This window comes from Actinophytocola xanthii (assembly GCF_001921205.1).
Taxonomy (GTDB): Bacteria; Actinomycetota; Actinomycetes; order Mycobacteriales; family Pseudonocardiaceae; genus Actinophytocola; species Actinophytocola xanthii.
In genome coordinates this window covers 46,454-61,354 of sequence record NZ_MSIE01000030.1, presented here as the reverse complement: position 1 = coordinate 61,354, position 14,901 = coordinate 46,454, and the positions used below count along the sequence as shown (strand labels likewise).

General features: G+C 72.3%; 12 protein-coding genes. 10 read left to right on the top strand and 2 right to left on the bottom strand.

Annotated elements, in window-relative coordinates; all coding sequences use genetic code 11:
• The first annotated feature begins 26 nt into the window (after positions 1-26).
• Positions 27-221, top strand: coding sequence for a DUF7455 domain-containing protein (locus BU204_RS17210; protein WP_075126703.1), 195 nt, complete (start codon positions 27-29; stop codon positions 219-221).
• Positions 222-230: 9 nt separating this feature from the next.
• Here the strand turns inward: BU204_RS17210 and BU204_RS17205 are convergent, their stop codons facing one another.
• Positions 231-1,133: a universal stress protein gene (locus BU204_RS17205; RefSeq protein ID WP_075126762.1), complete on the bottom strand. Its 903-nt coding sequence runs from the start codon at positions 1,131-1,133 to the stop codon at positions 231-233.
• Positions 1,134-1,255: 122 nt separating this feature from the next.
• Between BU204_RS17205 and BU204_RS17200 the strand changes: the two genes are divergently transcribed.
• The 7 genes from BU204_RS17200 (at position 1,256) to ovoA (ending at position 10,788) form a co-directional block, all read left to right on the top strand.
• Positions 1,256-1,618, top strand: a complete 363-nt coding sequence (locus BU204_RS17200) for an RNA-binding S4 domain-containing protein (RefSeq protein ID WP_075126702.1) — start codon at positions 1,256-1,258, stop codon at positions 1,616-1,618.
• A 261-nt stretch (positions 1,619-1,879) separates the two neighbouring features.
• Entirely contained in the window at positions 1,880-2,713 is an 834-nt protein-coding gene (locus BU204_RS17195) for an alpha/beta fold hydrolase (RefSeq protein WP_075126701.1), read from the top strand.
• A gap of 59 nt (positions 2,714-2,772) precedes the next feature.
• Entirely contained in the window at positions 2,773-4,068 is a 1,296-nt protein-coding gene (locus tag BU204_RS17190; RefSeq protein ID WP_075126700.1) for an erythromycin esterase family protein, read from the top strand.
• Positions 4,065-4,379: a hypothetical protein gene (locus BU204_RS39155; RefSeq protein ID WP_075126699.1), complete on the top strand. Its 315-nt coding sequence runs from the start codon at positions 4,065-4,067 to the stop codon at positions 4,377-4,379. Before BU204_RS17190 ends, BU204_RS39155 begins: the two co-directional genes overlap by 4 nt.
• Positions 4,380-4,425: 46 nt before the next feature.
• Positions 4,426-4,824, top strand: coding sequence for an MmcQ/YjbR family DNA-binding protein (locus tag BU204_RS17180; protein WP_233160377.1), 399 nt, complete (start codon positions 4,426-4,428; stop codon positions 4,822-4,824).
• Positions 4,825-5,108: 284 nt separating this feature from the next.
• Entirely contained in the window at positions 5,109-8,198 is a 3,090-nt protein-coding gene (locus BU204_RS17175; protein ID WP_075126698.1) for a DUF7507 domain-containing protein, read from the top strand.
• 226 nt (positions 8,199-8,424) lie between these two features.
• Positions 8,425-10,788, top strand: a complete 2,364-nt coding sequence (ovoA, locus tag BU204_RS17170) for a 5-histidylcysteine sulfoxide synthase (RefSeq protein WP_233160376.1) — start codon at positions 8,425-8,427, stop codon at positions 10,786-10,788.
• Between the two features lie 108 nt (positions 10,789-10,896).
• Here the strand turns inward: ovoA and BU204_RS17165 are convergent, their stop codons facing one another.
• A complete protein-coding gene (locus BU204_RS17165; RefSeq protein WP_075126696.1) occupies positions 10,897-11,415 on the bottom strand; it encodes a hypothetical protein in 519 nt (172 codons plus the stop codon).
• Positions 11,416-11,572: 157 nt separating this feature from the next.
• Here BU204_RS17165 and BU204_RS17160 point away from each other — a divergent pair, with 157 nt between their 5' ends.
• Both BU204_RS17160 and BU204_RS17155 read left to right on the top strand, forming a co-directional pair.
• Positions 11,573-13,492 carry a hypothetical protein gene (locus tag BU204_RS17160; protein WP_075126695.1) on the top strand — a complete coding sequence of 640 codons (1,920 nt, stop codon included), beginning with the start codon at positions 11,573-11,575 and terminating at the stop codon, positions 13,490-13,492.
• Positions 13,492-14,901: a pyridoxal phosphate-dependent decarboxylase family protein gene (locus BU204_RS17155; protein ID WP_075126694.1), complete on the top strand. Its 1,410-nt coding sequence runs from the start codon at positions 13,492-13,494 to the stop codon at positions 14,899-14,901. The genes BU204_RS17160 and BU204_RS17155 overlap by 1 nt, the downstream gene beginning before the upstream one ends.

Here is a 14,901-nt window from a genome sequence, read left to right as displayed (position 1 = left end):
ACCTCCGCGCTCGCAAGGAGCAGACCATGACCACCGCCTTCGCCACCCCGAACGACCTCCGGTCCGACACCAGCGAACGCTGCGACCGCTGCAGTGCCGAGGCGAAGGTCCTGGCCCTACTGAACACCGGCGGCGAGCTCGTGTTCTGCCGCCACCACGCCCGCGAGCACCGCGCCGCGCTCGAGCCACTGGCGCTGATCATCGAGCACGGCGCCGACTAGCCAGGCAGCTCACCCGGGCGCTACTCCGGCGCCTCCGTGCGGCGCCTCTGTGCGGACCACGGCGACCGGGCAGGCCGCGTGGTGCATGAGGTGCTGGCTGGTCGAGCCGAGCACCAGGCCGGCGAAGCCGCCCCTGCCCCGGCTGCCCACGACGACGAGCCGAGCCCGGTCGGCGTAGTGCAGCAGCGCGCGGGTCGGGTGATCGCGGACGAGCTGGCGGGTGACCCGCACCTGTGGGTACTTCTCCTGCCAGCCGGCCAGCCGCTCGGCCAGCACGACCGTGGCCTGCTCCTCGAGCAGCCCGAAGTCGACGGCCAGGTAGCCGGCCGCGAGGGCGTTGGCCAGGGCCGGGTCGGTCCAGCTGTGCACGGCGACCAGGTCGGTGCCCAGCGCGGCGGCCTGCTCGAAGGCGAACGCGATCGCGGCCTCGCCCACCGGTGTCCCGTCGACGCCGACCACGACCGGTCCCCCGTCCGAGGCGCCGCGCACGACGACGACCGGGCAGTGCGCCCGCCCGGCGAGCCCAACCGAGGTCGAGCCGAGCAGCAGCCCGGTGAACCCGCCGTGACCACGGGTGGCGACGACCACCACCGCGGCCGTCTCGGACTCCCGGACCAGCACCTCGACCGCCGTCCCGTCCACCGTGACGGCCTCGATCCCGAGGTCGGGCGCGGTCTGCAGGGCCTGGGCCCTGGCCGCCTCGAGGTAGCCGTCCTTCTCGCGGCGCAGCGCGTCACGCAGGCTGTCCTGCTCGACCACGCCGGGCGGGTACCGGAACGGAAGCTCGAAGGCATACACCAGGCGCAGCGGTGCTCCGCGTCGCCGTGCCTCCTCGGCCGCCCACGAGACGGCGCCCAACGCCGCCACCGACCCGTCGACGCCGACAACCACCGGGTGCCGCTCGCCCATCATGACCACTCCCTCGCCTCTCGTCCGTCTCCACCACCAACCCTGCTGGCCCGCGGAGATCCCCGACAGGGACGAAAGACATGCGACTGGGTCTGAAGGTCACCGCTCGCTGTCATGATGTTCCTATGGAGTCCACCCGGGTGGACCGCTGGCTGTGGGCGGTCCGACTGACCAAGACGAGGCCGGACGCCGCCGCGGCCTGCCGAGCGGGACACGTGCGCGTCAACGACCACCCCGCCAAACCCGCGACGACCGTGTCCCCCGGGGACGAGGTACGCGCCCGGGTCAACGGAACGACCCGGGTCGTCGAGGTGGTCCGCGTGATCCAGAAGCGAGTAGGCGCCTCCGACGCGGCCACCTGCTACCTCGACCGCACCCCGGCGCCGCCACCCGAGGCAGCCGTTCCGGTCGCCTTCCGAGACCGCGGCGCGGGTCGACCGACCAAACGGGACCGTCGCATCCTCGACAAGTTCCGCTCGGGCCGGTGATCGAGCGGCTTCCTCGTACACCCCCCCGGCGCAGGGCGACCGCGAGACCGCGAATCGCGCCCACAATGGACGGATGGCAGGTGCCGAGGATCTCGTGCTGCCGCGCCAGGGTCGGCTCCCCAACTCCGCCCCGCGTGACGGCGTGGCATCGGTCACGCCGTGGGAGCCGGCGGAATGCCGGCCCGCCGCACCCCGTTCTCCCAGGCGTACACACGGAGAACCATCATTCTCCGCCAGAGCGAGCAGGAAGGAGTGCCTGCGATGCCGTTCATCAAGGTGGGCACCGAGAACAGCACCGACATCGAGCTCTACTACGAGGACCACGGCACCGGCCAGCCGGTCGTGCTCATCCACGGGTACCCGCTGGACGGTCACTCCTGGGAGAAGCAGAGCGCCGCACTGCTCGCCGCCGGGTATCGGGTGGTGACCTACGACCGGCGGGGGTTCGGGCGGTCCAGCCAGCCCACCGTCGGCTACGACTACGACACCTTCGCCGCCGACCTCAAGGTCGTCCTGGACACGCTCGACCTGCGGGACGTCGTGCTCGTCGGCTTCTCGATGGGCACCGGCGAGGTCGGGCGCTACCTCGGCACCTACGGCTCCGACCGGGTCGCCAAGGCGGCCTTCCTCGCCTCCCTCGAGCCCTTCCTCCTGCGCACCGACGACAACCCCACCGGTGTGCCGCAGGAGGTGTTCGACGGGATCAGCGCCGCCGTCACCGCCGACCGGTACGCCTACTTCACCGACTTCTACAAGAACTTCTACAACACCGACGAGACCCTCGGCAGCCGGCTCTCCGAGGAGGCGCTGCGCAACAGCTGGAACGTCGCGGCCGGCGCGTCCTGGTTCGCCTCCAGCGCCGCGGTCCCCACCTGGGTCACCGACTTCCGCGCCGACATCCCCAAGATCGACGTGCCGGCACTGATCCTGCACGGCACCGCCGACAACATCCTGCCGATCGACGCGACCGGACGCCCCTTCCACGAGCTCCTGCCCGACGCCACCTACGTCGAGATCGAGGGCGCGCCGCACGGCCTGCTCTGGACCCACGCCGACGAGGTGAACGAGGCACTGCTCGCCTTCCTGCGGGACTGAGCCCCGGCCCGCCCGGCGCGGCGAGGTGTCGCGCCGGGCGGTGCGGGTACGCGTACCGCATGGGCTACCGCGACGACGTCCTCGCCCTGACCCGGCCCCTGGCCGGGGCGGAGGACCTCGACGCGCTGCTGGACCGGGTCGGCCACGCGCGGGTCGTGATGCTCGGCGAGGCCACCCACGGCACCCACGAGTTCTACCGCTGGCGCGCCCTGCTGACCCAGCGCCTCGTCGCCGAGCTCGGGTTCTCCTTCGTCGCGGTCGAGGGGGACTGGCCGGACTGCGACCGGGTCGACCGCAGCGTCCGCGCCCTGCCCGGCGGGGACGAGGACCCGCGGACCGCGCTCGCGGCCTTCCGCCGGTGGCCCACCTGGATGTGGGCCAACGAGGAGGTCAGCGACTTCTGCCGGTTGCTGCGGGCGGCCAACGCCGGCCGGGAGCCCGCGCACCGCGTCGGCTTCCACGGGCTGGACGTGTACTCCCTGTGGGAGTCGCTGCGCGAGATCCTGGGCTACCTGCGTGAGCACGACCCCGCCCAGGTGCCGGCCGCCCTGGCCGCCTACCGCTGCTTCGAGCCGTTCGGCGGGGACGCGCACGGCTACGCCCGGGCCAACCGGCTCACCGACGCCAGCTGCGAGAACGAGGTCGTCGACCTGCTGGTCCGGCTGCGGGAACGGGCGGTGGCCGACCAGGCCGCCGGGCCAGCGCGCTTCGGCGCCTGGCAGAACGCCGAGATCGTGGCCGGTGCGGAGCGTTACTACCGCGCGATGGTCGCCGGCGGGCGGCAGTCCTGGAACGTGCGCGACCGGCACATGGACGACACCCTCGACCGGCTGCTGACCCACTACGGGCCGGGCGCCCGGGCAGTGGTCTGGGCCCACAACACCCACGTCGGAGACGCCAGGGCGACCACGATGGCCGACGCAGGAGAGATCAACATCGGACAGCTGGCCCGCCAGCGATGGGGCGCCGACCAGGTCGCGCTCGTCGGCTTCGGGAGCCACCGCGGCACGGTCCTCGCCGCCGGCGCCTGGGGCGCGCCGGTGCGGGAGCTGCCGGTGCCGCCCGGCCGGCGGGGGTCGGTCGAGGACGTGCTGCACGACGCCGCCCCGGCCCAGGCGCTGCTCACCTTCCCCCGCGGGGACCGGCCGGACCTGCTCGCCGACCGGCTGGACCACCGGGCGATCGGCGTCGTCTATCACCCCGACCGCGAGCCGTGGAGCAACTACGTGCCCACCGTCCTCGGCGACCGCTACGACGCCTTCCTCTGGTTCGACGAGTCCGGGGCGCTGAACCCGCTGCACGCCGGCCGCGAGCCGTTTCGCCCGGCCGTGGGTCGGGCACACCTAGTGCCATGACCGAACTCAGCGCCTTCGTCCTCGAGCGGCTCGACGACGACGAGCGCCGCTTCACCGCCGGCGAGCTGCCGTTCATCGACGAGGCCGAGCGGCGGGGGCGGATCCGGGTGATGCGGACCGACGACGGCGCCGGGCTGCTGGTCGCCGCGGACCCGGTACAGACCCCCGACGAGCGGGTGCCGGTGCCGTTCCCCGAGAAGGCCGAGCTCATCCGGCGGGAGGCGCGCGAAGGGCAGGACGAGGACGTGCTCGGGCTGGTCGCCTCGGTCTACGACGCCCACCCGGACTGGCGCGAGGACTGGCGCCCCTGAGCCACCCCCTTTCCCGGCGACCCCCGTCGTCGGCGAGAATGATCGAGTGGCTGTGGCCGATGCGCGGTTCCTCCGGATCGTGGACGCACTCGCCGAGGTGGAGCGCACCCGGGGGCGGGACTACACGTCCTTCAGCGTCCTCGGCCGGCGGTTCGGCTACCACTGGCCGCGCACGAGCACGACCGGCCTGAAGCAGACCCTGTCCGAGCAGCTCGCGCTCGTCTCCGAGCGGCCGGACGTCTTCGAGGTCCAGTTCACCGCGGGCGGGTTCGGCTGGGTCGTCGTCCACCTGCCCCGGATCGGGGTCGACGAGCTTACCGAGCTGGTCTACGAGGCCTGGCGGCTGTCCGCCCCGGAGTCCCTCGTCGAGCAGCACCCCAATCACCTCGCTCTGCTGTCCACTGCGGACACGCCGACCGCCTCCGGTCCACAAGGGATCTCCTGACCGCACGGAGAGGCGACGCCCGGATCTCCTGGGTCACCGAATTGCCCCCCCGAACGGATCAGCACCACACTTCCGGGTAGGAACTGACCGGCAAGCGCTTTTCCCGACCCTCTTCCCTCTAGGGTCCAAAGTTGTCCTCAAATGCGACAGGTCGGGGAGAGACGTGTTGAGGTGAACAACCGATGAGAAATCCTAGAAACTCGCCGGAAGCCACTGTATTCAACCGGTACCCGCACCGAAGGGCCGCGGCGCGAGCCGCAGCCAGCATTTTACTGACCGCCCTCGTGTTCCTCGCGGTGGGAATACCGGCCGCCGCGGTCGACGACGTCCCCGTCGCGGACCCGGCGGCAGTGCCGGTCGCGAGCTCCTCGCCCGAGGCTCCGGCCGTCGAGGCGGAGCAACCGGAGAATTCCGAAAATACTTCGGAAACGCCGGTGGAAACCCCGTCCGAGCCCGCCGAGGAACCGCAGTCCGAACCGGCCGGTGAACCGGCTGAGGAACCCGCCGAGGAACCGGCTCCCGGTGAGAGCGAGACGGTGACGGGCGAGTCCGGCACCGAGCCGGACACGGACGCCGAGCCGGCCGAGACCGAGGAGTCGGCGCAACCGTCCACCCCGGACTCGAAGGAGCCGGCCGAGGCACCGGCCGCCACCGAGAACAGGCTGGCCGCGAGCGCGGACCTGGCCGTCACGAAGTCCGGCCCGGAGGCCGCCGCCCCCGCGTCGGCGATCACCTGGCAGATCACGGTCACCAACAACGGACCGGAGACCGCGGGGTCGTTCACCCTCGTCGACAACGTTCCCGCCGTCGTGACCGGGGTGGTGAGCACCACGCCGGGCTGTTCGGTCGTGGGCAACGCCGTCACGTGTACCGGCGGTCCACTGGCCTCCGGTCAGCAGGCGACGATCCAGATCACCGGCACGACGCCGGCGAACTTCACGTTCCCCCTGATCAACACGGCCACGGCGAGCGTGGGACCGGGTGACACCGACCCGAACACGGCGAACAACAGCGGCACCGCGATCACCACGACCGCGACGCCCGCGCCCTCGCTCGGCCTGGTCGCCCTTGCCCTGCTGCAGGACACCAACCACGACGACTACGGCACCCTGGGCGAGACGGTCCGCTACACGGTCACCGTGACCAACACGGGCAACGTGACATTGACCAACCTGGAGGTCAGGCACAACGGCGAGGTGATCACCTGTGCCGCCACCGTGCTGCCGGTCCGCCAGGGGACGACCTGCACCGTCCCGAACCACGTGATCACGGCCGAGGACGTGGAGGCGGGCCAGGTCGTGACGACGACGAGAGCGACCGCGACCGCGCCGAACGGCCAGGCCGTGCAGTCGCCGGAGTCGGTGACGAACATCCCCGTCTTCCAGCCCATCCATCGGCTCGGGCTGGTCAAGCGGGCGGCCCTGGTCGACGCCAACGGCAACGGCGTCGCCGACATCGGCGAGGCAATCAACTACTCGTTCACGGTCAACAACTTCGGCAACGTGACGCTGACCGGCCTGCGGGTCGTGGATCCCTCGCTGACCGGGGTGACCTGCCAGCAGGCCTCGATCGTTCCGGGAACCCCGGTTCGCTGCACGTCCGACGCCCCGCACATCACCGACGCCGACGACGTGGCCGAAGGTCAGGTCGTCAACTCGGCATTCGCGCAGGCGGCCGCCCCGGGCGGGGCGGAGGTCGTCTCGCACCCCTCGGCGACGAACACGCCGACGATCTCGGCCACCCCGGGCCTCGCGCTGGACAAGATCGCCGACCTCGACGACGACAACGGCAACGGGCTCGCCGACCTCGGCGAGTTCATCAGGTGGACGTTCGTCGTGGTCAACAACGGCAACGTTCGACTGGTCGACGTGCGGGTCGAGGACCCGACCGCCGGCGTCGTGAACTGCCCGGAGACCGAGCTCGAGCCGCTGCAGCCGACGACGTGTGAGGCCGCGCAGCCGCGCCGGGTGACCGAGGCGGACATCCTCGCCGGCGAGATCACCAACACGGCGGTGGCACACGCCAACACCGACCCCGGTGGGGCTCCGGTCGTGTCGCCGCCCGACTCCACCACCACGCCGACCGCGCCGGCCGCGCCGGCGCTGACGCTGGACAAGGTCGCCACGCTGAACGACCTCAACGACAACGACCTGGCCGACCTGGGCGAGACGATCGACTACTCGTTCGTGATCGTCAACACCGGCAACGTGACGCTGACCAACATCGAGGTCACCGACCCGAAGGTCGGTCCGGTTACCTGTCCGTTGACGATCCTCGCCCCGAGTTCCGCGGTGACCTGCAGCTCGGAGCTGTACACCGTGACCCAGGCCGACATCGACGCCGGCGTCGTCCGCAACACCGCCGTCGCCAGGGGCACACCCCCGCAGGGACCCCCGGTGGAGACCCCGCCGGACAGTGCCGAGGTGCCGGTCGCGGACCCGGGTCTGACGATCACCAAGGACGCGGATCTCAACGACACCGACGGTGACGCGCTCGCCGACGTCGGGGAGACGATCGACTACTCGTTCGTCCTCACCAACACCGGCAACGTGCCGCTGACCAACGTCCAGGTCAACGACCCCAAGGCCGGCGACGTGACCTGCCCGGCCGGCCCGCTGGCCCCCGGCGACTCGGTGACCTGCACGGCCCCGCCGTACACGGTGACCGACGCCGACATCGACGCGGGCGTGGTGCGGAACGTGGCGACCGGCTCCGGCCAGCCGCCGGGTACCGGCCCGCCGATCGTCACCCCGCCGGTGACCGTCGACGTGCCCGTGGACGAGGGCTCCGGCGGCGGCGGTGGCGGCGCGGGCGGCGACCAGCCGAGCCTCGAGCTCATCAAGCGCGCCGACCTGGCCGACCAGGACGGTGACGGGCTGGCCGACGCCGGCGAGGAGGTCACCTACACGTTCGCGGTGACCAACACCGGCGACGTGGAGCTGATCGACATCATCGTCAACGACCCGAAGATCAGCGACATCACCTGCCCGCAGAGCACGCTGGAGCCAGGTGCGTCGATGATCTGCACGGCGCCCGTCTACGTGGTGACCGAGGCCGACGTCGAGTCGGGTCGGGTCTACAACGTGGCGACCGCGACGGGGACCCCCGGCGAGGGTGGCGAACCGGTCGAGTCGCCGCCGTCCTCGGTCAGCATCCCGGTCGACGAGGAGGACGGGGCCAGCGGCGGCGGCCCGAGCACTGCCGGTGGCGGCGGCGCTAGCACCGCCGGCGGGGACGGAGACGGGGACGGCGGCCTCGCCTACACCGGCGTGGGAACGCCGGCCGCGATCCTCGGCTGGGCCCTGCTGTTCATCACGAGCGGCGCCACGCTGCTCGCCGCCTCCCGCCGGACGCGGGTGACCCGAACGAGGTAGCACCGACCCCGTCGGATGATCTGGCGGCCGCGAGGACCCACGTCTCCTCGCGGCCGCCTCTCGTTGTGCGGAGCCCGTCGACCGCAACGCGGGAGATGAACGAGTTTCAGACCGGATGTCACGCTGTCGACAGATTCCGACGCCAGAGATTCCGACGCCGGGAGCCCGCGGGCACTCCGGCGAGAGACACGAGGGCCAGGACATGACGGCTACGGCAGAACCGGCAATGTGGGAAACGAACGCCACCGAGCACGCCGACGAACGGCTGACCGGCAGGCGCGACCCGGGCTGGTGGTTCACCGGCCAACGACCCGACCGCGGAACGTGCCCGGGTGTCGGTCCGGACGGGCGGCTGACCTCGCTGCCCATGCCGGACCTGTCGGTGTGCGGTCGCGACGAGGTCGTCGACTACTTCAACAACTCCTGGACGCTGCAGGAGACCCTGTTCGCGGGCCTGCAGACGTCCGAGGCGTTCTACCGGCCACCGGACCACGGGCTGCGCCACCCGATGATCTTCTACTACGGCCACCCGGCGGCGCTCTACGTCAACAAGCTCCGGGTCAGCGGCCTGCTCGAAGCGCCGGTCGACGCCTATCTCGAGGACGTCCTGGAGACCGGCGTCGACGAGATGTCCTGGGACGACATGTCCAAGAACGAGATGCGCTGGCCCTCCGTCGCCGCCGTGCGGGAGTACCGGGCGACGGTCTACCGGACCATGCTCCAGGTGATCGAGTCGACGCCGTTCGCCCCGGACCTCGGTCGCCCGGTGACCATGGACGACCAGGCCTGGGCGCTGTTCCTCGCGTTCGAGCACGACCGCGTCCACCTCGAGACCAGCTCGGTCCTGATCCGGGAGCTGCCGCGGCGGTTGGTGCGCCAGCCCGAGGAATGGCCGCTGCCGACGCCGATCGGCCGGGTCACCGAGAGCGGACGGCCGTCCACCGAGTCCTATCCGGACAACGACCTGGTCACCATCCCCGCCGGCACCGCCCGGCTGGGAAAGCCGTGGGACTTCCCGTCGTTCGGTTGGGACAACGAGTACGGCACCCGAGAGCAGGAGGTGTCCGAGTTCGACACAGCTCGCTTCCTGGTCAGCAACGGGGAGTTCCACGAGTTCGTCGTGGACGGCGGCTACCGCCGACCTGAGCTGTGGTCGGAGGAGGGCGAGCGCTGGCGCCGGTTCCGCAACGCGAAGTGGCCGCGCTGGTGGGTGCAGGCCGGTCCGACCGGGCTGCACACCTTTCGACTGCGCACCACCTTCGACGAGATCGACATGCCGTGGGACTGGCCGGTCTGCGTGAACTACCACGAGGCGAAGGCGTTCTGCGCCTGGCGGTCCCAGAAGGACGATCGGACCTACCGGCTGCCCACCGAGTTCGAGTTCAACCGGCTGCGTGACCTGCCGGCGAAGCCGACCGCCGACGACGACCGCGTGCTGCGGGCGGCCGGCGACGACCTGCGCGCACGGGGGGTCAACCTGAACCTCGCGTGGGGTTCGGAGAGCCCGGTCGACCACTCCCCCGCCACCGGCCACGGCGTGCACGACGTCGGGGGCAATCTCTGGACGTGGTCGGAGGACGTGGCCAACCCGCTGGAGGGGTTCACCGTCCACCCCTACTACGAGGACTTCTCGGTGCCGTGCTTCGACGGCCAGCACCAGATGATCCTCGGCGGCTGCTTCGTGAGCACCGGCGACCAGGCCAGCATCTGGGCCCGCTACCACTTCCGCCCGCACTTCCTGCAGCAGGCCGGCATTCGGCTGGTCAGCGCCGCCGAACCGGCGGCGAGTGCGGCACCGCCGGCGCAGGCCGCGGCGCCGGACCGGGAGGAGGACCGGTACGAACGGCACGAGGTGCTCGACCGGTACCTGCTGATGCACTTCGGCGACGAGCAGGACACGTTCGGCCGGCCCGACCACCCGCTTGCCGCCGCGCACGGCTACCCAGCCCGGGTGGCCGAGCTCCTGGTGCGGGCCGCCGCACGGGCCGGTACGCCGCTGCACCGGGTGCTGGACGTCGGCAGCTCGGTCGGCGGGGTGGCGTTCGAGATCGCCTCCCGGGTACCCGCCGAGGTCGTCGGGATCGACCGGAGCACCCAGTTCGTCGACACGGCCAACGCGCTCGCCGCCGGGAAGACCGTGCCCTACGAGCGGCCGGAGCAGGCGGAGCGCAGCACCCTGCTGTTCGCCAGGGCCCCGCGCCCGGTCGCCGGCGGCGGTGTCGAGTTCCGCACCGGGGACGCCGCCGCGCTGTCCCCCGAACTCGGCTCGTTCACCGCGGTCGTGCTCGCCAACCTGCTCGACCGGCTCGACGACCCGCTCGGGTGCCTGCGCCAGTTCATCGACTCGACGGCGTTGTTGCGACCGGGCGGCCTGCTGGTCGTCGGCAGCCCGTGGAGCTGGCAGCCGGCCTTCACCGACCGGCAACGGTGGATCGGCGGCGCCGACCAGAGCAGCGAGCAGGCACTGCGCCGACTGCTCACCGAGTCCTTCGACCTGGTAGCCGAGTCGAACGAGGCCGGCGTCATGCGCGACCACCGCCGCCACTACGAGTTCTTCGACGCCGACGTCACGGTATGGCGGAAGTGTTAGGAGATAGCGTTTGATGGTCGCCGAAGCAGGGCGGTGGTGGGCCAAGGCCCACCACCGCCCCGGTTGTCGCGCCGGTTGTCTCGCCGGCTGTCGCGCCGGTTGTCGCCGTCAGGCGGCCGGTGGGCGGGTGCGGTGGCGGTAGAGCAGGGCGGTGATGGCCGCCGGGCGGGGGCGGCGCCAGGAGGCCAGCGCCGAGCGGTCGCACCACGTTCCGTCGAACGGGAAGTGGCCGCTCTCGATCGCCGACAGCAGCGGCTCGGTGTCCGGGTCGCCACCCGTCGCGGCGCCGGTCCGGAACCAGCGCAGGTCGGGCGTGACGTCGATGCCGCCGGTACCGCGGTCCACCACGGTGATCCCGGCGACCCCGCGGGCGCCCCACGGCGTGGCCGACTCGTACAGCGCGACGTGCCATCCGGTGAAGGCGCGGCGGGTGAACCGCCACCACACGGCGTGGGTGGCCCCCGGCGGGAGGAGTACCAGGCGGTCGGTGTCGGCCCGGCCGGGGGCGCCGAGGACGCGCAGCAGCAGACCGCGTTCCTCGTCGCACACCACCGTGCAGGCGCGGTCGCTCGTGCCGTCCGCGCCGCGCTCGCGCAGAACGATCGTCTGTCCGGCCATGTAGATCATCGCTACCAACTCCGGTTTTCTCCGGCTCGACCTGTCCCCCAGGCCAGTCTCCGCCCGCGTCCGGGGCGGGACATGTCCGAGAGTGCCCTGTCCCGCACGGGCCGGGTCCGCACGCAGGAAGACGCGGGCGAGGCTGCCCGCGACGGAGACTGGGGCCATGAGCCAGAACGACGGAGGACGTCGGTGGGGGCGCGAGCTCGCCGCCCGCGCGCGGCGGCTGGCGTGGTCGGCGCGCGACCGAGCCGCCCGCAGGCCGGCACACGGTGAGCTGGACGAGGTGTGCGCGAACCCGCACGCGAACCAGGACGACGTGACCGGCGCCAGGGATCCCGACTTCCTGGCGCTCGGTCTGGGCGGCACCAACATGATGGCGATGCTCTGGACGGTGGCGATGGGCCGCCGCGCCGTCGGCGTGGACATCAGGAGCTGCCCGTCCCTTGGCGTGCACTGGAACATCCGTGAGGAGTTCTACCACCACCTCGGCGTGATCGACGAGCTGATGCTCGAGCGCTACGGCGAGGAGGGCGTGCCCAAGCGCGGAGACGGCCAGGTGTTCCGGTTGGCGGAGAGCCTGTACCGGCCGGACTGGCCGGCCGGACCGGTCGCCGCCGACGACGTGGTCACCGGGTTCCTCGGGTCGATGGGGTTGGAGACCCGCATCGCGGGCACCATCCACCACACCGAGTTCATCGACGACCGGTGGAAGGACGGCAGGCCGAACCGGGTCGTCACCGAGCTCGACGCGCCTGTCCCGCCGACGACGGTCGACCCGGCCCAGCTGAACACCGGCATGTACGACGTGCTGGACGGCCCGTCCACGCTCCAGGCACGCGCCGCGGACGTGCTGATCCTGCTCCGCCGCTACCTCGAGGCCATCGAGGAGATGGACCTGGCGGGCGGCACCGACCAGCCCAGGGTGCGCGTGTTCAGCAGCCACCGCGTGGTGTCCGCGCCCCGCCCGCGCGGGTTACGCCGGCGCCGGTCGGGCGAGAGCCCGGGCTTCGGCACCGCGTCCGACGGACGCACCAGCGTGGCGATCGAGCGGATCCGCGAGCTGGACTACGGCGGAGGGTTCCGCCGGGTGCGGGCGCCGGGCACCGGGGTCATCGACCTCGGCGTGCCCGAGGTGTTCATGGTCGCCCAGGGTTTCGACAGCAGCGACGCGGCCCGGCTCGGGTTCACCCAGCACGACGTGCTCGTCGACCACGAGGACGGCCGGGGTCCGGTCGTCGCGCAGGCCGACTACCTCGCCGGGCTGCTCGACGTGCTCGTCGACGGGCGGCTGCGGCGCCGGATCGCCTCGGCGTTCGACAACGAGGGCACCGAGTACTGGGTCCGCCAGATCGCGGTGGGCCACGAGGGCGACCCCGCGGTGGGCTGGGTGCTGGTCCAGGTACCGGACTTCAAGACGTTCGACCCGGTCCTCGCCGGGATCGTGCCCAGCGGCACCGACCGCGAGTCGGCCGAGTTCGTCGCGGGCTACCACCACCTGCTGCGTGAGTTCTACCTCGAGCAGGCCGGGCACATCCTGGAGATCCCGAAGGAGGAGCTCCAGGGCGTGATGATGACCTACGGCCCCAAGCTGTTCAGCGTGGTGGAGCGGGTCGGCGACGACGCGCTGGTCACCCCCAACGGGGTGGTCGGCGGCGACTCGTTCGGCAACGGCCACTTCATGACCAGCGGTGGGGCGATGACCGGCGCGATCGGCCACGGGTCCCGGCTGCGCCGCTACTGGACCGCGCGGGACGCGGGCGCGAGCCCGGCGCGGGCCATCCGCGAGCTCGCCGACGGCATCAAGGCCGACACCGAGGACTGGCTGCGGTTCAGCGCCCAGGAGTTCAGCCAGGCCGCACCGATCAACTTCGGCGCCGACCGGATCGAGCGCATCTCGGCGGCCAGCGGCAAGGACCCCCGGACGCGGGCCGCGGCGATCGACGCGACCCACCGGCACCGGCACTCGCTGATCCCGCTGGACTCCTCGGACTGGCGGCGGCCGGTGATGTACCCAGGACGGCGCTACGCCTACCCGCTGCCACCGCTGGCCACGTCGCACCCGGCGGCGCGCAGGGCGAGCTGATGCACTATCCGCTCGAGCCGACCCCTGGCCAGGTCGGCTCGATGATGGCCGCCGCCGAGGAGTTCGTCGCCGACTTCCTGGCCGGCGAGCAGGCCGGCGGGCGGGCCTGGATGCACGCCGGGATGCCCCGGCCGACCGGGCTCGCCGACCCGCCGGCCGAGACGCCGGGCGAGCTCGACCACCTGCTGGGCGTCGTCCGCTCGGCGGTGGCCAGGGCCGACGACACGACCTCCCCGCGGTGCTTCGCCTACTTCCCCGGCGGCGGTCTGGTCTCGGCCGCCGTCGCCGAGCTGCTGGCCAGGGTGACCAACCGGTACACCGGGAGCGGGGCGATGGCCGAGGACCTGGTGGCCATGGAGCACGGCGTGATCCGCTGGCTGGCCGCGGAGTTCGGCCTGCCGACCGAGGCCACCGGGCTCACCACGACCGGGTCCTCGACCGGCACCCTGTCCGCGGTCGTCGCGGCCCGCCACCGGGTGCTCGGCGGCCCGGGCCGGCTCGGGACCCTCTACGTCACCGAGCACACCCACCACAGCGTGGCCAAGGCCGCACGGCTGGCCGGGTTCCCCACCGAGCTGGTCCGCACCGTGCCGGTGGACCGGCAGCTGCGGATGGACGCGCGGGCCGTCGCGGAGCTGGTCGCCGCCGACCACGCGGCCGGCCGGCGGCCGTTCCTGCTCGTGGGCACCGCGGGCACCACCAACACCGGCACCGTCGACCCGCTGGCCGAGCTGGCCGCGACCGCCCGCCGGTGGGGTCTGTGGTTCCACGTCGACGCGGCCTACGGCGGCGGCTTCCAGCTCACCGAGCGCGGACGTCGGCGGCTGACCGGGATCGAGGCCGCCGACTCCATCGTGCTCGACCTGCACAAGTCGCTGTTCCTGCCCTACACGACCGGAGTGCTGCTGGTCCGCGACCCGCTGGCGCTGCGCGACTCCCACGCCGCGGACGCGGAGTACCTGCAGGACCTCGAGCTCGACGAGTCGCTGCCCAACTACGCCGACCTCGGCGTCGAGCTGAGCCGCGAGTACCGCGGCCTGCGGGTCTGGCTGCCGCTGCACCTGCACGGCGTGGCCGCGTTCCGGGCCGCGCTGGACGAGAAGCTGGACCTCTCCGAGGCGCTGCACGAGGGGCTGAGCGCCATCCCCGGCGTCGAGACCACCAGGCCGGACCTCACCGTGCACACCTTCCGCGTGGCGGGCGGCGAGGACGCCAACCGCCGGCTGCTGGCAGCCGTGAACGGCTCCGGCCGCGCGCGGATCACCAGCACCCGGATCGGCGGGCGGACCACCCTGCGGATGTGCGTGCTCAACCACCGCACCCGCGAACAGCACGTCGCCGAGGCGGTCGCGGCCGTCCGCGACGCCGTCCCCGACGCCCTCCGAGCCGCCACCCGGGCGGCGGCCTGA